The 18434-nt window shown below is 39.5% G+C and carries 15 protein-coding genes; 7 read left to right on the top strand and 8 right to left on the bottom strand.

The window, feature by feature from the left end; translation table 11 throughout:
* Positions 1-53: 53 nt before the first annotated feature.
* From QHG54_RS05720 to QHG54_RS05710, 3 genes are read right to left on the bottom strand one after another with little or no spacing between them, the layout of a single operon-like run.
* A complete protein-coding gene (locus QHG54_RS05720; RefSeq protein WP_406604000.1) occupies positions 54-518 on the bottom strand; it encodes an HPr kinase/phosphatase C-terminal domain-containing protein in 465 nt (154 codons plus the stop codon).
* Positions 519-541: 23 nt separating this feature from the next.
* Entirely contained in the window at positions 542-2326 is a 1785-nt protein-coding gene (locus tag QHG54_RS05715) for a sensor histidine kinase (protein WP_317992542.1), read from the bottom strand.
* 39 nt (positions 2327-2365) lie between these two features.
* Entirely contained in the window at positions 2366-3088 is a 723-nt protein-coding gene (locus QHG54_RS05710; RefSeq protein WP_007552305.1) for a response regulator transcription factor, read from the bottom strand.
* A gap of 370 nt (positions 3089-3458) precedes the next feature.
* On the opposite strand from QHG54_RS05710, the gene lysM reads away from it, so the two are divergent.
* A complete protein-coding gene (lysM, locus tag QHG54_RS05705) occupies positions 3459-3914 on the top strand; it encodes a peptidoglycan-binding protein LysM (RefSeq protein WP_317992543.1) in 456 nt (151 codons plus the stop codon).
* A gap of 112 nt (positions 3915-4026) precedes the next feature.
* On the opposite strand, the gene QHG54_RS05700 is transcribed toward lysM, so the two are convergent.
* Positions 4027-4581 (bottom strand): copper chaperone PCu(A)C, encoded by a 555-nt coding sequence (locus QHG54_RS05700; protein ID WP_317992544.1) that lies wholly within the window; start codon positions 4579-4581, stop codon positions 4027-4029.
* An 879-nt stretch (positions 4582-5460) separates the two neighbouring features.
* Here QHG54_RS05700 and dnaK point away from each other — a divergent pair.
* The 5 genes from dnaK to lepA all read left to right on the top strand — a co-directional run bounded on the left by dnaK (position 5461) and on the right by lepA (position 14232).
* Positions 5461-7353: a molecular chaperone DnaK gene (gene dnaK, locus QHG54_RS05695; protein ID WP_317992545.1), complete on the top strand. Its 1893-nt coding sequence runs from the start codon at positions 5461-5463 to the stop codon at positions 7351-7353.
* Positions 7354-7510: 157 nt separating this feature from the next.
* Entirely contained in the window at positions 7511-8653 is a 1143-nt protein-coding gene (gene dnaJ / locus QHG54_RS05690) for a molecular chaperone DnaJ (RefSeq protein ID WP_317992573.1), read from the top strand.
* A 1418-nt stretch (positions 8654-10071) separates the two neighbouring features.
* Entirely contained in the window at positions 10072-10977 is a 906-nt protein-coding gene (gene argB, locus QHG54_RS05685; RefSeq protein ID WP_317992546.1) for an acetylglutamate kinase, read from the top strand.
* A gap of 34 nt (positions 10978-11011) precedes the next feature.
* Positions 11012-11908, top strand: a complete 897-nt coding sequence (locus tag QHG54_RS05680) for a DMT family transporter (RefSeq protein ID WP_317992547.1) — start codon at positions 11012-11014, stop codon at positions 11906-11908.
* Positions 11909-12426: 518 nt separating this feature from the next.
* Positions 12427-14232, top strand: a complete 1806-nt coding sequence (lepA, locus tag QHG54_RS05675; protein WP_317992548.1) for a translation elongation factor 4 — start codon at positions 12427-12429, stop codon at positions 14230-14232.
* A gap of 81 nt (positions 14233-14313) precedes the next feature.
* On the opposite strand, the gene dapD is transcribed toward lepA, so the two are convergent.
* Positions 14314-15162, bottom strand: coding sequence for a 2,3,4,5-tetrahydropyridine-2,6-dicarboxylate N-succinyltransferase (dapD, locus tag QHG54_RS05670; protein WP_406603999.1), 849 nt, complete (start codon positions 15160-15162; stop codon positions 14314-14316).
* Between the two features lie 106 nt (positions 15163-15268).
* Between dapD and QHG54_RS05665 the strand changes: the two genes are divergently transcribed.
* Positions 15269-16132 (top strand): LOG family protein, encoded by an 864-nt coding sequence (locus tag QHG54_RS05665; RefSeq protein ID WP_406603998.1) that lies wholly within the window; start codon positions 15269-15271, stop codon positions 16130-16132.
* Positions 16133-16164: 32 nt separating this feature from the next.
* Here QHG54_RS05665 and truA read toward each other — a convergent pair whose 3' ends face one another.
* From truA to def, 3 genes are read right to left on the bottom strand one after another with little or no spacing between them, the layout of a single operon-like run.
* The gene (gene truA / locus QHG54_RS05660; protein WP_317992551.1) at positions 16165-16908 is read right to left on the bottom strand and encodes a tRNA pseudouridine(38-40) synthase TruA; all 744 of its coding nucleotides are present in this window, start codon (positions 16906-16908) and stop codon (positions 16165-16167) included.
* Position 16909: 1 nt separating this feature from the next.
* The gene (fmt, locus tag QHG54_RS05655) at positions 16910-17839 is read right to left on the bottom strand and encodes a methionyl-tRNA formyltransferase (RefSeq protein WP_406603997.1); all 930 of its coding nucleotides are present in this window, start codon (positions 17837-17839) and stop codon (positions 16910-16912) included.
* The gene (gene def, locus QHG54_RS05650; RefSeq protein ID WP_317992553.1) at positions 17839-18369 is read right to left on the bottom strand and encodes a peptide deformylase; all 531 of its coding nucleotides are present in this window, start codon (positions 18367-18369) and stop codon (positions 17839-17841) included. Before def ends, fmt begins: the two co-directional genes overlap by 1 nt.
* Positions 18370-18434 lie beyond the last annotated feature (65 nt).

The raw sequence follows: 18434 nt of genomic DNA, 5'->3' as shown, positions 1-18434 counted from the left end.
AAAAATTTTCAAAAAAAGGCAAAAATAATGGTTTTTTCCCCTTTAGAAAAAGATTAGACAGATTTAGACCATATTTTCCTAAAAAAGAACGCTTCAATAGCCTGACAAACGGCTGTGCAGTCTGCTTCACGAAGGCTGGGAAGCTTTAAAAGAGGAATATGCAGATCCGCAAATTTAAAAGTCTGATTCGTGAAGAAGCGTTCATATTCAGGACCGAGAAGAATAACGCAATCAATGGTTGTTTGTTTTTCAAACTCTATTGTATAGAGACCAACACCACGAATCTCGATACCGCCCTGCAAACCTTCCGGAGTGTATCCACAGAGTTTTCCATTTTCCACACAGAGCATTGTATAATCATCACTGATAAGCTTCGCTTCACGTTTTGACCATCCAGCGCGGTCAAGCAAAGAAAGGGTGAGGGTTGATTTTCCTGAACCAGATGGTCCTGTAATTAAGAGCCCTTTCCCTCCAAGTTGGAGGCAATTTGCATGGAGTATTTCATTTTTTGTTGTCATGCCTTTTGCTTTGGGTAAAGGGTTTATTTAGCGAAGGGGAGCACAATAATAAAACGTGCACCAGTTTTACTATTTTCAATTTTGGGGTCAACAATATTTTCAGCTGTAATTGTCCCATTATGAGCTTCGATGATTTGCCGACTAATAGAAAGACCGAGTCCTGAGTTTTGTCCAAATGTATCCTCGTTTGGTCGATCCGTATAGAAACGTTCAAAAATGCGTTCAATATTCTCTGAACGAATACCAGGACCATTATCTTCAATGGTTAAGGTAAGAGTTGAAGCATCACTTTTCATAGTTATACAAATTTTGCCGTCATCATGGGGAATAAAGGAACGTGCATTTTCAAGGAGGTTTGAAATAACCTGCCCTAAGCGGAGTTCATGTCCCCACACAAGGTAGGCTTTTCCATGAGGACGCGGGACAATATTAAGGCTTATATCAATGGTTTGCGTATTACGGTATACTTCATGAACAGCATGAACAAGACTTTCCAAAAGTAGTGTCATATCAACGATCTGCGCGGTTTCACGAGCAAGTTCTGCATCGAGCCGAGAGGCATCAGAAATATCAGTAATCAAACGGTCAAGACGACGCACATCATGTTGAATAATTTCAAGCAATTGTTCCTGTTCTTCTTCATTTTTAACCAGTGGGAGCGTTTCAACAGCACTACGCAGGGAGGTAAGCGGATTTTTTAATTCGTGGCTTACATCAGCAGCAAAACGTTCAATGGCTTCAATGCGCATGTAGAGTGCATTGGTCATATCACGAATAGAGGTCGAAAGATGACCAATTTCATCTTCGCGCATTGAAAAATCAGGAATTTCTACGCGCTTATTATTGCCATTGCGCACACGGTTGGCAGAAGCAGATAATTTGCTCAATGGATAAGCAATTGTATGGGCTAAAAAGAGAGAAAGTACCAAAAGCACACTTCCGACAACGGCAAAGACTTTAAAAATAATCAGTCTTTCACCTTTTACAATGTTATCAATATCTGAACCAGTGGTTGAAAGAAGAAGCGCTCCCACCACTGCACGATAGCGTTGAACAGGCACGGCAACAGAAACGATTAATTGACCTTGTCTGTTGCGTCGTTTGGCAGTAGCAAGAGATCCATTGAGTGCTCGGTAAACTTCTGGATAAGCAATACTTCGGTTTTTTGCTTGCTTTCTATCAATGGCAATACCATTACCATAAAGTAGGCTTGAAAACCATGAAGTGAGGCGTTCCCAAAGGTTTTTTTCAGTTTTAAGTGGGGGTAAATCATAGCTGAAAACTTCGCCGCTAGAATAAAGAACGCGCGAATCAAGAAGCAAAGTAGCATCACGATCATAGATACGTGCTCTTGTCGTTTGGGGTGTGATGAGGCGCCGTAAAAGAGGAGCGACTTGTTCAGGATTAATGGGAAAATCCCAAGAGTCGGTTGATTGAGGTGCGGGTGTAACGCTTTCTCCAGCTTGTAATTCCAAAAGTTTTTGGGGATCAATGAGAATAGAATTCGTATCTATCGTTGCAGAGGCAGCAATGGCTCCAGCGATAATTTTTCCTTGGGTGCATAAGCTTTTTATTTTCGCTTCAATTAAACCATCACGAAATTGATTAAGGTATAAAATGCCTGTAACAAGAATAGCAAGGGCAGCAATATTTAAAATGACGATGCGGCGTGTAAGACTGGAAAAAAGCAATTGTCTAAGCAGACGTTGTGCCCGAAAATGGAAATGGGCAAGCATAAGAAATGGTGTTTGTAGGATGCTGTCTGATGCCGTTTTTTGTAAAGTTTCCGGTTGAGTGTTTTTTGTCATCGATTTGATCGCCGTTCAAATTTTTGCGACAAAATAGCTTCATACCTCGTGGAAACGATAACCTACACCGTAAAGTGTTTCAATCATTGCAAAATCATCATCCACTTGTTTAAACTTTTTACGCAGACGTTTAATGTGACTATCGATGGTACGGTCATCTACATAGACTTGATCACTATAGGCAGCATCCATCAAAGCATCACGACTTTTCACAACTCCTGGTCTTTGTGCTAAGGTTTGTAGAATCAAAAACTCTGTAACAGTCAGGATAACAGGTTTATCTTTCCATGTACAGGTGTGACGTTCTTGATCCATCACAAGATCTCCACGTTTGAGAGAAGAGGTGGGCGAGGCTCCTGTTGCAAGCGGTTGATTACGAGCATTGGAACGGCGCAAAATAGCTTTTACGCGCTCAATAAGAAGACGTTGAGAGAAAGGTTTGGTAATAAAATCGTCAGCTCCCATTTTAAGACCAAATAGTTCATCAATTTCATCATCTTTAGAGGTAAGAAAAATAACCGGAATATCAGACTTTTGACGCAATCGACGCAAAAGCTCCATTCCATCCATTCGGGGCATTTTAATATCAAAAATAGCTAAGTGTGGGGGATGCAATGTTAGACCTTTGAGTGCAGATGCCCCATCTGTATAACTTTCAACGCGATAGCCTTCTGTTTCAAGCGCAAAAGATAGAGATGTCAAAATATTGCGGTCATCATCAACAAGTACAATCGTTTGCGTGATTGTTGGAGTATCTTTCATGACTTTTTAGACCTTTCTATTGCCGTTGCAGCAAATTACCCACGTTATTTATATGGGAGTTCACATTTTTTTTGCAAAACAAATATGATACAAATTGTAACTAAGAAAAAAACGCTTCATCTTTACGGTAAAAGCTTGTTTTATCTTTGCAATTTCATAATGTTTTTGTGCGCATTAAGATCCCTTTGTGTGTGAAAAATTTTCATAGAGATGTTTTTTATTAAAGTCTATTGCTGTCTTTGTCCCAGAATTGAACAAGTTTATTTTTGATCGTTGAAGTTTAGAAAATCCGCCTATCTGTTTTAAGAGCAAAGCAAAGACAGTGGTTATATATGCAAAATTTGCATCCATTGCACGCAAGGAGGCCATAATGGGATTTTTTAATTTTGTTAAAACGGTTGGCGAAAAGCTTGGTATTGGGGATCATGAGCCAAAAGAAAAAGATTTTAAAGCAGCGTTCGATAATTTTCAACTTAGCACAGAAAAAGTGAATATTCAGGTTGAAGATGGCAAAGCTGTTTTGAGTGGTGAGGTTCCAGATAGGGAAACACTTGAAAAAGCACTTTTGATTGTTGGCAATTCACAGGGTATTTCTTCTGTTGATATTGATCAATTAAAAATTGCAGACACTACGTCTATGAAAGCCTCTCGCTTTTATGAGGTGAAATCTGGTGATAATCTTTGGAAAATTGCTGAAGAAGTTTATGGAAAAGGGCGAGGCGATAAAAATACTGTCATTTTTGAAGCCAATAAGCCGATGTTGAAGTCGCCCGATAAAATTTATCCTGGACAGGTTTTGCGTATTCCTGAAATTGATCACGCTTAAGCAGCAAAGAGGATAGGTCTTTTGCTTTATTTACAGTGTGTTTTGCGGCACTAAACAAAAATAAAAAGCGTGAGATTTCTCTCACGCTTCGATCAAATGGTGGAGAAAGAGCTTAGTGAGGAGGAGCTGATTTGGAAGGTGATGTTACTGCCATAGCGTTTACAGAGAAGTCAACGTCAATAGTTCCCGCTTTCTCAAACGTCAGTTTTGCGCTGATTTTGTCACCTAGTTTGAATGGTTGTGAAAGCCCCATGAACATGATGTGATCACCACCAGGTTTGAGTGTGACTTCCCCGTTTCCGGGAACCTCGATGCCATTGTGCATTTTTTCCATTTTCATGATATCGTTAACGACTGCCATAGAGTGGATTTCTGTTGACTGTACGCCTGTTGTTGAAACAGAAACCAAACGGTCTGGAGTATTGCCGTGATTAATGATGTAAAGATAACCGCTGCTAATTTTTATACCTCTGGGTGTTGCACGCGCCCAAGGATGAAGGATTTCTATATCGCCAAGTTTATATTGTTGAGCGGCTGTGGGCAAGGTTGTAAAAGCAAAGAAAAGAACCCACACGACATTTGTGATAATCTTTTTATGTGGATATTGTACATAAACTGAATCTTTAGATATAAGATTCTTTATTCTATCAATAATCAATGTCATCATTGATATACCCTCCTTCGTTAGACTCTCTTTAGAGTTCTTGTTTCATTTTAGCAGAGTTTCTGTTTAAAATAAAAGAAAGAATTTCCCTAATTATAGTGATTGGAATGTGAGAATAGAGGAACCAGCCTCTTGGTTTTGGAAGAAGGTGATACGGTCTAAAATGACAATACGCTTAACGGCGAAGAGTTTGTTCTTAATGGGCGAATTTAAGAAGTATGCAAGTAAGCAGAAGCGCATCTCGGGTGTATTCAAAGCATGACTTTTAAACAGCAATGAACGATTAGGCGGTGATAGGCAGAGCTGTTGAGGGTGGATTGACAGGTAATATTCTCAACAATATTAGTTTTGGTAAGTTTGGGTTTAACTCTATAAGTCGTTGATGTAAGAAAAATGACGTCTATTGACCATATGAGGCTATGGCGTTCATGAGAGGTTTGGCTAAAGAAAGCTGTGTCGTTCGTAGTATAAATGACTCGCGGTTGAGCAATATTTTTAAAAGTCTCTCACGTGAGTATCTTGTGTGGTTATGAGAAATCAAGAGAGAAATGTGCAATCATTATCTTTTTTATAGGCTGATATGTTTATGAGAATCGCAGCAGAGATATGCTATATAATGCCCATATCTTTAATAAATGGCGTTTGCACGTAAATAGAATGCTTATTTAAAAAGAAAAATTTCATTTTGGGAATGTTTCTCTCATTATTCTCTTGTAGCGATAAGAGCCTGTTCTTATATACGAGGCAACAAAACTTGTTGCGACTTGCACTTTATTGTTTGTGTAACTTGAAGTGAGAGGCAGATTTTGAGTGTTATCAAGGAGCTGTCTCAGAAAAATGCTTGATGAAGATTGAGGTAGCTTGCTGAATGGAGATTATGATATGGCAAAAGTAATTGGTATTGATTTGGGGACGACTAACTCCTGTGTTGCTGTTATGGATGGCAAAAATGCAAAGGTTATTGAAAATTCAGAAGGAGCACGGACTACACCTTCTGTTGTTGCCTTTACTGATGGGGGAGAGCGCCTTGTTGGACAGCCTGCTAAACGGCAAGCAGTTACGAATCCTGAAGGAACGATTTTTGCAGTTAAACGTTTGATTGGGCGCCGTTTTGATGACCCCATGGTTGAAAAAGATAAAGCGCTTGTGCCTTATAAAATTGTTAAAGGCGACAATGGTGATGCATGGGTTGAAGAAGCGGGTAAGAAATATTCTCCATCGCAAATTTCAGCTATGATTTTGCAAAAGATGAAAGAAACTGCTGAGTCTTATCTTGGTGAAAAGGTTGAGCAAGCCGTTATTACGGTTCCTGCTTATTTTAATGATGCACAACGTCAGGCTACCAAAGATGCGGGTAAAATTGCAGGACTTGAGGTTTTACGAATCATCAATGAGCCAACAGCTGCTGCATTAGCATACGGTTTAGATAAAAAGGACGGAAAAACGATTGCTGTTTACGACCTTGGTGGCGGTACATTTGATATTTCAGTGCTTGAAATTGGAGATGGCGTTTTTGAAGTTAAGTCAACCAATGGGGATACGTTTTTAGGTGGTGAAGACTTTGACATGCGCTTGGTCGGTTATTTTGCAGATGAATTCAAGAAAGAACAAGGGATTGATCTAAAAAATGATAAATTGGCGTTGCAGCGCTTAAAAGAAGCAGCAGAAAAAGCAAAGATTGAACTTTCTTCTTCACAGCAAACGGAAATCAATTTACCATTTATCACAGCAGATCAATCTGGCCCCAAACACTTAACGATGAAATTGACTCGGGCGAAATTTGAATCTCTCGTTGATGATTTAGTTAAGCGTACTATCGAGCCTTGTAAGGCTGCACTGAAAGATGCAGGATTGAAAGCCGGCGAGATTGATGAAGTTGTTTTAGTGGGTGGTATGACGCGTATGCCCAAGATTCAGGAAGTTGTGCAAAGCTTCTTCGGCAAGGATCCCCACAAAGGCGTTAATCCCGATGAAGTTGTGGCAATGGGTGCTGCCATTCAAGGGGGGGTATTGCAGGGCGATGTAAAAGACGTATTGCTGTTGGATGTAACGCCTTTATCTTTGGGTATTGAAACGTTGGGCGGAGTGTTTACACGTCTTATTGAACGCAATACCACTATCCCAACTAAAAAATCACAAGTTTTTTCAACAGCTGATGACAATCAGAACGCGGTGACTATTCGTGTTTTCCAAGGTGAACGCGAAATGGCTAATGATAACAAGTTACTGGCTCAATTTGATCTTGTTGGTATTCCACCGGCACCGCGTGGTGTGCCTCAGATTGAGGTTACTTTTGATATTGATGCGAATGGTATTGTAAATGTTTCCGCTAAGGATAAAGGAACCGGTAAAGAACATCAAATACGTATTCAGGCATCAGGTGGTTTAAGTGACGCTGACATTGAAAAAATGGTAAAGGATGCAGAAGAACATGCAGCTGAGGACAAAAAACGCCGTGAAGGTGTTGAAGCCAGAAACCAAGCAGAATCACTTATCCATTCAACTGAAAAGTCGCTTAACGAATATGGCGATAAGGTATCAGCTGAAGAGAAAGAACAGATTGAAACTGCAATTTCTGATTTAAAAGCAGCGCTTGAGGGCACTGATACTGGAGAAGTAACAGCAAAAATGCAGAAATTAGCAGAAGTCAGTATGAAGCTCGGACAGGCTATGTATGAAGCTTCGCAAGCAGAAACAGCCAACACTGAAACAGATACAAAAAATGATGATGTTGTTGATGCTGATTTTGAAGAAATTAATGATAAGAAGAAATAAGTGTAGCAACTGTATTGATTAATTAATGAACCCAGCCTTTGAAATAAAGGGATGGGTTTATTATTTGAGATGAGTTGCAACTTTGTTGCTAAAAATATAAGTTGAAAGCAAATGTTATCCATTAAGGTGGATGACGAAAAATTATCAGGAATACATGATGAAGGTTGATTATTATGAAATTCTTGGCGTGACTCGCGAATGTGATGATAAAAAGTTGAAATCTGCTTTTCGTAAGTTGGCAATGCAGTATCATCCTGATCGCAATGCGGGGGATAAAGAGGCAGAACGGAAATTCAAAGAAATTGGCGAAGCTTATGAAGTTCTCAAAGATCCTCAAAAGCGGGCTGCTTATGACCGATTTGGCCATGCAGCTTTTGAAAATAACAACCACGGGGGAGCAAATCCCTTTAGTGGTTTTTCTGGTGGTGGATTTGCTGATATTTTTGAAGATTTTTTTGGCGAAATTATGGGAGGTGGGCATCGTAAGCGCAGTGATGGTCGTGAGCGTGGTGCAGATCTGAGTTATAATATGGAAGTGACTTTGGAAGAGGCATTTTCAGGAAAAACTGCGCAAATTAATATTCCCTGTTCTGTTACTTGTGATTCTTGTGAGGGATCGGGCGCGAAAAAGGGCTCTAAGCCACAAGTGTGTGGAACTTGTCATGGAGCTGGTCGCGTGCGTGCTGCACAAGGTTTCTTTTCCATTGAAAGAACATGTCCTACATGTCATGGACGTGGTGAGACCATTACGGATCCATGTCCACAATGCCAAGGAACGAGACGGGTAGAAAAAAAACGTTTATTAAGTGTGAACGTTCCAGCTGGTATTGAAGATGGTACGCGTATTCGTCTTTCTGGTGAGGGAGATGCTGGTATTCGCGGTGGTCCTAGCGGCGATCTTTATATTTTTCTTTCCATTAAACCGCATGAGTTCTTTCAGCGAGAGGGGGCAGATCTTCATTGTCGTGTTCCTATTTCAATGGTGACAGCTGCTTTAGGAGGAGAATTTGAGGTTTCCGACCTTGATGGTGTAAAAGCACGTGTTAAGGTGCCAGAAGGGACACAAAATGGGTGTCAGTTCCGCCTTAAAGGAAAAGGAATGCCCATGTTGCGTCGTCAGCAGTCAAGGGGTGATCTCTATATTCATATCACTATTGAAACACCGCAGAAATTGACACAAGAGCAGCGCGAATTGTTACAAAAATTTGAGAAGCTTTCAAATCATGAAAATTCACCACAATCGCATGGTTTTTTTTCACGGATGAAAGAGTTTTTTGAGAATATTTCCGGTCAAAATTAGTGGATGCTCATCGGAATAAATGTAGAGAGAGTACTTGAAAGGGTGTTTTAATTAAATTTCCTTTCGCATCACAATTTTTGGAAGAGTGAGCATCCTTCTTGTATGAAGAAAGAGGGATGTTTATTGTCTATTTTTAGAATAAGTTTCTGTTGCTGGTTAGATTCTATGTTTCATTTCATAGCTCGAGAGGAAAGCTTTGTTTCGCGTGTTTGTAAAGTTTGAAAAACAGCCTATTCGCACAGCAATATATTAATTACACTGATAATATGTCCACTATACCTATACTCTATGTATGCAAAGTTTTTTTGTGATTTTCTCCTAAGAATTTATCTTTTTCTGAGTTTTATAATCAAGCTTTTATTTAAATAAAAACTGTAAAATCGCTTGATTGAAGACAAAATCTGATGGGATAAAAAAGCAGAATGCGCGCATATCGTAGAATTTTTTAGTAAAATATTTTAGGATATTTTCGGTTGTGAGCTGGTTGGATAAGTCCCAGAAATATTTTTCATACAAATTTGTGTAATACATTGTCATGTATTCAAGAGTTTTCTGTTAATGGAGCTCAGGCGATCAAGAATTTTCCTTGTTTGTTCATTGCGGCCAATTCTGTTTGTGTGAAGAGGCATGAACAAATAATTCTTTCAAGGATGTAATGATATTTCAAAATGCCCATTTTATATCTTTTAGGCAATGAATACCCACAAATTAACGGGTTATGTATAGGCTAACAGAAGTGATAGTTTTCATTTTGTATATTTTTATCGAACAGAAAGGCTTTACGGTTTGTTTTTTATCTTATCTTATCTTATATTTTATCTTGTCAAGAACATTCATTTTTGGCATTGGATAATATGATTTTGCGAAAAGTTTTTTGGACGTGATTGTGTTTTCCATAACATGCATGGCTATGCATCGTTCAAGTGATGTTTTTTGATTACCATTCTTGAAAAAAGATGAAATTTTAAGTCAAAAACTCTAGCCTCATACTAGCCTAATAGAAGATATCTGTGACTTAGTCATTTTTTATATTGGCAATATGGCTGTCAATTTCACCATTATAAAAAATTTATTTTCTCTTTTAAAATCAATAGTTGTATATCTTCACATTCGTTGTTAAAGATTCTGCTATAAGATAAAATTAATGATTTGAATGCACGACGTGGCTTAAAAATTCTTCTTCGAAATTTTATACATAAGGTCATAAAATAATGACATTTTGTACATCTATTCTGTTCAATTCTTTGATGCCAATTCTTTTAAAGGAAGATGGTTTTATTTCATCTTGTTATTACTTTGTTCGTAATTTAAAGAAAAATTGACAACATTCAGGGGAGATAGATAGGGTAAAATTTGTTTTCACTTTTTCTAAACTCCACTAAAAGAGATGGTAAAAAAATAATGAGGAGGCTCTTTTAATGGATGATATTGAAAATGGTGCTGCAGATGTTTTTGAAAAACAAGCAGCATTTTTGTCGTCTGCTTTACCCTATATGCAAAAATACGAAAATGAAACGGTTGTTGTAAAATATGGCGGTCATGCTATGGGCGACCCTGCTTTGGGGCGGGCATTTGCACGTGATATTGCTCTATTAAAGCAATCAGGTATTAACCCTGTTGTTGTTCATGGTGGTGGTCCTCAAATTGCTGAAATTTTGATGAAAATGGGGATTGAATCACGGTTTGAAAACGGTTTACGCGTAACCGATGAACGGATCGTTGAAGTTGTTGAAATGGTTTTAGCGGGATCCATAAACAAGGAAATAGTTGCTCTCATCAATGCTGAAGGTGAATGGGCAATAGGGTTATGCGGCAAGGATGGCAATATGGTTTTTGCCGAAAAGGCTTATAAAACTGTGGTTGATCCTGATTCGCATATTGAACGTGTTTTAGATTTGGGATTTGTTGGTGAACCTGTTGAAATTGATCGCACATTGCTGGATCTTTTGGCGTGTTCTGAAATGATTCCAGTTCTTGCTCCTGTAGCTCCAGGCCGCGATGGCAAAACCTATAATATTAATGCTGATATTTTTGCTGGGGCCATTGCTGGTGCATTAGAAGCTAAACGCCTTTTGTTTCTGACTGATGTTCCGGGTGTATTGGATAACGAGGGTAAAATTTTAAAGGAATTGACAATTGCTGAAGCTGAAAATCTCATAAAAAATGGAACAATTTCAGGTGGTATGATTCCAAAAGTAGAGACTTGTATTAAGTCCCTTCAAAGTGGTGTAGAAGGTGTTGTTATTTTAAATGGTAGAACCCCCCATTCTGTCTTGTTAGAATTGTTTACTGAACAGGGAGCTGGAACGCTTATCGTTTCGTAAAGTGTACGGGATAAATTGGAGGAAGAAGCCTTTTATGGTTAATATAAAACAGTCGAAACATCCTTTATTAAGCAAGCAAGAATTGGCATTATTTGCTGCGACAATATTATGGGGCATTACATTTTTAGTGATTCACATCGCGGTACGCTATAGCGGGCCTCTTTTCTTTGTTGGATTTCGTTTTATCGTTGCATCGCTTATGTGTGGAGCAATTTTTTGGCGCTCTATGAGAGGTATAACCGTTTATGAGATTTTCGCTGGGATGGCTATTGGTTTAGGAATGTTTTTAGGTTACGCTTTGCAAGCAGCGGGGCTTCAAACTATTATTAGCAGTCAGTCAGCTTTTATTACGGCACTTTATGTGCCGATGGTTCCAATATTGCAATGGATTGTTTTTAAAAAGCCACCCCGTTTAGCTTGTTGGGTTGGTATTGTTTTCGCTTTTATTGGACTTATGCTTATTTCTGGACAAAAGTTTGAGAGGTTTGATTTTTCAAAAGGCGAAATTCTGACTTTGCTAGGAGCTTTAGCAATTGCTGGAGAAATTATGCTGATCGGATTTTTTGCCAGCAAGGTTGATAGCCGACGTGTAACGATTGTACAGTTATTGTTTAGTGGTCTTTTTTCATTTTCTTGTATGCCTGTTATGGGTGAAAGCATTCCTAAATTTTCATGGGTATGGCTGAGTATCGGTATAGGATTGGCGTTAATGAGTGCCATAATTCAATTGACTATGAACTGGGCACAAAAGTCGATTTCACCTACTCGTGCAACACTCATTTACGCAGGTGAACCTGTATGGGCTGGTATTGTTGGGCGTTTGGCTGGTGAGCGTTTATCTCCTTTAGCTTTATTGGGTGGTTTGCTTATTCTGATTGGGATTTTGGTGGCTGAATTACAACCTTCACAATGGCGTAAAAAGATAAAATGATTGCAAAAATTGATTAGTTTGGCATTTCTCTTATCACGATTTTATTTCATGATATTTAGGTTTAAAGAGATCTCATGTTTGCTGTTTCTTCAACAGAATTAAGGAGGCTTTTGATGTTTTGTCACCTCTTAAGGGAAGAAAGGGAATCTTGTAGAAGGTGTGAACTTTTTCAAAAAACATTGCGCAATATAGCATGTTTTTAAGATTCTGGCAGTTAAGAAGATTGATTGCTCTGATATTAATTTTATCGAAATTCCAAGTTATATACACATTCCTAATATTATATGGACCTGATATCATACGTGCTTATCAGTGATAAGACAAGCGGGTATGAAAAAGTTAAGAACATTTAGGTATCTTCAATCATTTGTATTTTGTTTGGTAAATGAAAGCTTCATTTTTTAGGCTATGAAGGGTTGAGTTTCTAGAGCCCTTTTCGTTTATATTCTTTTGAAAGGTTTTCAAAGGGACATAATTGGTCTTTGCGTTTTGTGCTATTCTTTGCTAAATCGCCTCGTATGACAATAGATCGTAATTATATCCGTAACTTTTCCATCGTGGCGCATATTGACCATGGAAAGTCCACTTTAGCTGATCGTTTAATTCAAATGACAGGAGGGCTTGAGACACGAGAGATGAAAGAGCAAGTGCTCGATTCGATGGATATTGAACGCGAACGTGGAATTACTATTAAAGCACAAACAGTGCGTTTACGCTATAAAGCAAAAGATGGTGAAACCTACATTTTGAATCTTATTGATACACCTGGTCATGTTGATTTTGCTTATGAGGTATCGCGTTCGTTGGCAGCTTGTGAAGGTTCGCTCTTGGTGGTAGATGCGAGCCAAGGTGTGGAAGCACAGACGTTGGCAAATGTTTATCAAGCCATTGATAACTCTCATGAATTAGTCGTTGTGCTCAATAAAGTAGATCTTCCAGCTGCAGAGCCTGAGCGCGTTAAAGAACAAATTGAAGATGTGATAGGTATTGATGCCTCTGAGGCTATAGAAATATCGGCAAAAACAGGTTTGGGTGTTGCAGATGTTTTAGAAGCAATTGTTACACAATTGCCTGCTCCACATATTGGAGATGTTAAAAACCCCTTAAAAGCAATGTTAGTCGATAGTTGGTATGATAGTTATCTTGGCGTCATTGTTTTGGTACGGGTAATAGATGGTATCTTAAAAAAAGGCCAAACCATTCGCATGATAGGTACGGGAGTAAAATATCCTGTTGAACGCGTTGGTGTGTTTACTCCTAAAATGGTACAAGTAGATGAATTAGGACCAGGAGAGATTGGTTTTATAACGGCCTCTATTAAAGAAGTTGCTGATACACGGGTTGGTGATACCATTACTGAAGAGCGCCGTCCTTGTGAAGATGCGTTGCCCGGTTTTAAACCTGCTCAACCAGTGGTTTTTTGTGGACTTTTTCCTGTTGATGCAGCGGATTTTGAAGATTTACGTGCAGCCATGGGAAAATTGCGTTTAAATGACGCGAGCTTTTCCTTTGAAATGGAAACATCCGCTGCTTTGGGCTTTGGTTTTCGTTGTGGTTTTTTAGGGCTTCTTCATCTTGAAATTATTCAGGAGCGGTTAGAGCGTGAATTTAATTTAGATTTAATCGCGACAGCGCCTTCAGTTGTTTATCGCATGAATATGATTAATGGTTCTGTCAAAGAATTGCATAATCCAGCAGATATGCCTGATATTGTTAAAGTTTCTTCCATTGAAGAACCATGGATTCGGGCTACAATAATGACTCCTGATGATTATCTTGGAGCTATTCTCGAGCTTTGCCAAGAACGGCGGGGGGTACAGGTTGGTTTATCCTATGTTGGGACGCGCGCCATGGTGACGTATGATTTGCCTTTAAACGAGGTGGTTTTTGACTTTTATGATCGTTTAAAGTCAATTTCTAAGGGATATGCTTCTTTTGATTATCAGATGACAGATTATTCGGAGGGAGATTTAGTTAAAATGTCTATTTTGGTGAATGGAGAATCTATTGATGCGTTGTCGATGCTTGTGCATCGCACTATCGCAGAAAAGCGTGGACGTTCTATGTGCGAAAAATTGAAAGATCTTATTCCACAGCATATGTTTCAAATTCCAATTCAGGCGGCGATTGGTGGTAAAATCATTGCCCGTGAAACAATTCGTGCTTTGCGTAAAGATGTGACGGCTAAATGTTACGGGGGTGATGTGACGCGTAAGCGCAAACTTTTGGAAAAGCAAAAAGAGGGCAAAAAGCGGATGCGTCAATTCGGAAAAGTAGAAATTCCGCAGTCGGCCTTTATACAAGCGCTCAAAATGAGTAAATAGTAAAAAAAAGAGGGAGTATTCTCCCTCATTGATTGAATTTTTGTATTTTATTTCTTAGCTAAAGTCTTTAAACAGTGCTTTTTAATCACGCAAAAGATCATTAATAGATGTTTTCTCTCGTGTTTTTTGATCAACGCGTTTCACTATGACAGCACAATAAAGGCTGGGACCCTGTTCACCGTTTGGTAGTGGTTTTCCAGGGAGAGAGCCTGGAACAACAACAGAGTAGGGCGGTACTTCACCTATAAAAATTTCCCCTGTTGTACGATCAATAATCTTTGTGGATTTTCCAATAAAGACTCCCATTCCTAAAACACTCCCTTCACGAATAATACAGCCTTCAACGACTTCAGATCGCGCACCGATAAAACAATGATCTTCAATAATCGTTGGGTTTGCTTGTAGTGGTTCCAAAACACCTCCAATACCAACACCGCCAGAAAGATGAACATGCTTCCCAATTTGGGCGCAGGAACCAACAGTGGTCCATGTGTCAACCATTGTTCCTTCATCCACAAAGGCACCAAGATTTACAAAAGATGGCATCAATATGACGTTAGGAGCAATATAGGCAGAATGACGCACAATTGCTCCAGGAACTGAGCGGAAAGCAGCTTTTTTAAAATCAGCTTCTTGCCAACCAGAAAACTTTGAAGGGACTTTATCCCACCAATGTGTTCCATTTACTCCGCCGGCAATAATCTGCATAGGATTGAGCCGAAAAGAGAGAAGAACAGCTTTTTTTAACCATTGATGGACGTGCCATTTTCCATTTTTTTGACGTTCCGCTACGCGGATTTCACCTTTATCGAGAAGGTTTAATGCATGTTCGATACTCTCACGGATTTCACCTTTTGTCGTGGTATTGATAGAATCGCGATTGTCAAAAGCCTTTTCAATAATCATTTCAAGTTGTGTAAGATTGGTCATGGTTGGAATTCCGTTAAACAAGTTGAAAGTTTCAGGATTTATTTCTTACGAACTACGCGAAGAAATATGTTCAGTCAATAAAACGGTTAGGTAGCAAGATAAGCACATGAGTAAAGGCTATAAAGAAAAAATGAAAGAAGAAAAAAAGAGCTGGTGTTCATTTCTCCATGCAAGGGAGGCAATACAACAGGTGCATGAAGTCTCTGATACGGCACAAATACATTCACCCTCTTATCGTTTGGCTTATATCGATCAGGATTTTATGATGCGTCCTGAACTACGCTCACAGCGTATTGGTCTTGAGTTTTTAAAACCGGAAATAACGTTTCAAGAATATAGTATTCAATCAACGGTTGTTTTATTTGGTGGTGCGCGTATTCCTGAATCGGGGCAAACAGCATGGGCAGCAAAAAATCAAACGCAACAGAAAAATTTGCATGCTATGTCACATTATTACGATGAGGCAAGGGAATTTTCGCGGTTGTGCTCACGCTATTCTGCTACGACCGAGTATCGTGAATTTGTAGTTATCACAGGGGGAGGGCCAGGGGTAATGGAAGCAGGAAACCGTGGTGCGGCTGATGTTGGTGCACCAACGATTGGTTTGAATGTTGTTTTACCGCATGAGCAATCGCCCAATTCTTATGTGACTCCGCATTTATGTTTTAATTTCCATTATTTGGGGATGCGCAAGATGCATTTTTTAATGCGGGCAAAGGCAGTAGTCATTTTCCCTGGAGGATTTGGTACTCTAGATGAATTATTTGAGACATTAACTTTAATGCAAACCGGACGTATGAAACGGGTTCCGATTTTAATGTTTGGCAAGGAATTTTGGAACAATGTTATAAATTTTGAATATTTATCCGCGCAAGGCACAATCTCTCCCTTAGATCTTACACTTATGACATTTGTCAACACGGCGGTGGAAGCGTTTGAAGAAATTCGTTCCTTTTATAAACTTCCTTAACGGCTTTTGAGGAATTAACTTTTGAAGGGTCGTTAATAATCAACTTGTGTCAAATAAAGCCCTGAAGGAGGTGCGACCATACCACAGCGTGCACGATCTTTGGCATGAAGAGCTGCTTCAAGATCTTGAATCGTCCAACGTCCAATGCCAACTTCCATGAGGCTTCCTGCAAATGAACGGATTTGATGATGAAGAAAAGAGCGAGCTTGTGCATAGAGAAAAATTTCCGCTCCTTCTCTTCGAACATCGAGACGTTCAAGGGTGCGAATAGGGCTTTTGGCTTGGCAATGCGCTGAGCGGAAAGTCGTAAAATCATGTTGTCCTACAAGTTTTTGAGCTGCTTCATGCATAGCATCGGCATTAAGGGGTTTTGGTATCCACCATACGCGTTTGGCGTTTAGTGCTGGTGGAGAGCGGCGATTGAGAATTTTAAAAAGATAATGGCGTTTGACTGCCGAAAATCGCGCATCAAAACTATCTGGAACGTTTTGTACATTCAAAATCGAAATATCTTCACCCTGTTTTCGCAAATGAGCATTGAGTGCATCGCATATGGTATGTGTGTGCCAATCTTTTACGAAATCAACATGCGCAACTTGTCCTGTAGCGTGTACACCTGCATCAGTTCTACCGGCTGTCGTGATAGTTAATTGTTGTCCGCTAAAATGAAAAATAGCTTTTTCAAGGGCGCTTTGTATAGTGCGAAGCCCTGCTTGGCGCTGCCAGCCAGCATAATTTGAGCCATCATATTCAATGGTGAGTTTAAAACGTGGCATATCAAAAAACAGCAGAAATACGAGCGCCTCGCAAAAATGTTACGCTATCAAGAATTTTACCGCCAGCTCTTTGGAGGCAGGTTATTTCTATACGCCCTTGTCCACAATGGATAACCAAAGAATCTGGTTCTATACGACCAATTTCAAGAGAAGGACCTGTTGTTAAGTGACTTGCAAGAATTTTTACGCGTTCTTCTCGACCGCCGATATTCATGTTACACCAGCAACCAGGAGATGGAGAGAGCGCGCGAATCTGCCTATGAATAAATTCAGCAGGTTTTGTCCAATCAATGCGTGCTTCTTCTTTTGTGATTTTGGAGGCATAGGTTATCCCATCTGATGATTGTGGGGTAAGTTTAAGTTGGCCTTTTTCAAGAACTGACAGGGTTTCTATCATAAGTTCTGCGCCTATATGTGAAAGCTTGTTTGAAAGTTCGTCAGCGGTAGTGTTGTCAGTGATGGGGATGGAGCGGGATAAAGCGATAGGCCCCGTGTCCAGCCCCTCATCCATTTTCATAATCATGATCCCCGTTTTTCTATCACCAGCTATAATTGCACGCTGAATAGGTGCAGCGCCACGCCAACGAGGTAAGAGTGAAGCATGAGCATTGAAACACCCAAAACGCGGTGTTTCAAGAATGGCTTTTGGTAAGAGTAGTCCATAGGCCACAACAATAGCAGCATCAACAGAAAGTGCAGCAAATTGAGCTTGTTGTTCGGCTGTTTTGAGTGTTTGAGGCGTGAATACAGGAATGGATTTTGCTTCTGCTGCACTTTGAACAGGTGAGTGGATCAATTTAAGACCACGGCGTCCTGCTGGACGAGGGGGTTGGCTATAAACAGCCACAACATCATGGCCAGCATCCAATAAAGCGTATAAAATAGGAACAGAAAAATCAGGTGTTCCCATAAAACTTAATCGTAATGCCATTACAAAAGTGCTTCCTGTGTCTTTTTTTCTTTTTCTCGTTTTTTAAATTTTTTTATTACCATATCACGCTTAATCTTTGAAATATGATCAATAAAAAGGTGACCGTTTAAATGGTCGATTTCATGCTGCAAGCAAGTAGCTAGGAGATTATCTGCCTCAATTTCTGTTTGTTTTCCTTCGCGATCTTGATAGCGAACACGGAGGCATTTTGGACGTTCAACTTCCGCATAATACTCTGGGATAGAAAGACACCCTTCTTTGTAAATAGAGCGCTCATCTGAAAGCCATAAAATTTCAGGGTTAATAATCACAAGCGGATTTTTAGGAGCATCATTTCTAGAGACATCTATAACCAACATACGAAGTGGTATACCAATCTGAATCGCAGCTAAACCAATACCTTGGGCATTATACATGGTCTCCAACATATCATCAGCAAGCTTCTGGGTAGCTGAATCGATATGCTCGACTGGTTTGGACACTTTCCGTAAAATCGGATCAGGTAAAGTCATTAAAGGTTTAATTGGCATAAGCGCAGATTAATCAATGGTTTGTTATGGGTCAATATTGAATAACGATTCTTGCGCTTTTTTAC

It is taken from the genome of Bartonella gliris (assembly GCF_045277155.1).
In the GTDB taxonomy this organism is placed as follows: Bacteria; Pseudomonadota; Alphaproteobacteria; order Rhizobiales; family Rhizobiaceae; genus Bartonella; species Bartonella gliris.
This window is presented reverse-complemented; position numbering and strand designations above follow the sequence as displayed.

What these genes read in the sequence shown, in the direction of transcription:
- QHG54_RS05720 (WP_406604000.1), bottom strand. Translation starts at nt 518, where the DNA reads ATGACAACAAAAAATGAAATACTCCATGCAAATTGCCTCCAACTTGGA.
- QHG54_RS05715 (WP_317992542.1), bottom strand. Translation starts at nt 2,326, where the DNA reads ATGACAAAAAACACTCAACCGGAAACTTTACAAAAAACGGCATCAGAC.
- QHG54_RS05710 (WP_007552305.1), bottom strand. Translation starts at nt 3,088, where the DNA reads ATGAAAGATACTCCAACAATCACGCAAACGATTGTACTTGTTGATGAT.
- lysM (WP_317992543.1), top strand. Translation starts at nt 3,459, where the DNA reads ATGGGATTTTTTAATTTTGTTAAAACGGTTGGCGAAAAGCTTGGTATT.
- QHG54_RS05700 (WP_317992544.1), bottom strand. Translation starts at nt 4,581, where the DNA reads ATGATGACATTGATTATTGATAGAATAAAGAATCTTATATCTAAAGAT.
- dnaK (WP_317992545.1), top strand. Translation starts at nt 5,461, where the DNA reads ATGGCAAAAGTAATTGGTATTGATTTGGGGACGACTAACTCCTGTGTT.
- dnaJ (WP_317992573.1), top strand. Translation starts at nt 7,511, where the DNA reads ATGAAGGTTGATTATTATGAAATTCTTGGCGTGACTCGCGAATGTGAT.
- argB (WP_317992546.1), top strand. Translation starts at nt 10,072, where the DNA reads ATGGATGATATTGAAAATGGTGCTGCAGATGTTTTTGAAAAACAAGCA.
- QHG54_RS05680 (WP_317992547.1), top strand. Translation starts at nt 11,012, where the DNA reads ATGGTTAATATAAAACAGTCGAAACATCCTTTATTAAGCAAGCAAGAA.
- lepA (WP_317992548.1), top strand. Translation starts at nt 12,427, where the DNA reads ATGACAATAGATCGTAATTATATCCGTAACTTTTCCATCGTGGCGCAT.
- dapD (WP_406603999.1), bottom strand. Translation starts at nt 15,162, where the DNA reads ATGACCAATCTTACACAACTTGAAATGATTATTGAAAAGGCTTTTGAC.
- QHG54_RS05665 (WP_406603998.1), top strand. Translation starts at nt 15,269, where the DNA reads ATGAGTAAAGGCTATAAAGAAAAAATGAAAGAAGAAAAAAAGAGCTGG.
- truA (WP_317992551.1), bottom strand. Translation starts at nt 16,908, where the DNA reads ATGCCACGTTTTAAACTCACCATTGAATATGATGGCTCAAATTATGCT.
- fmt (WP_406603997.1), bottom strand. Translation starts at nt 17,839, where the DNA reads ATGGCATTACGATTAAGTTTTATGGGAACACCTGATTTTTCTGTTCCT.
- def (WP_317992553.1), bottom strand. Translation starts at nt 18,369, where the DNA reads ATGCCAATTAAACCTTTAATGACTTTACCTGATCCGATTTTACGGAAA.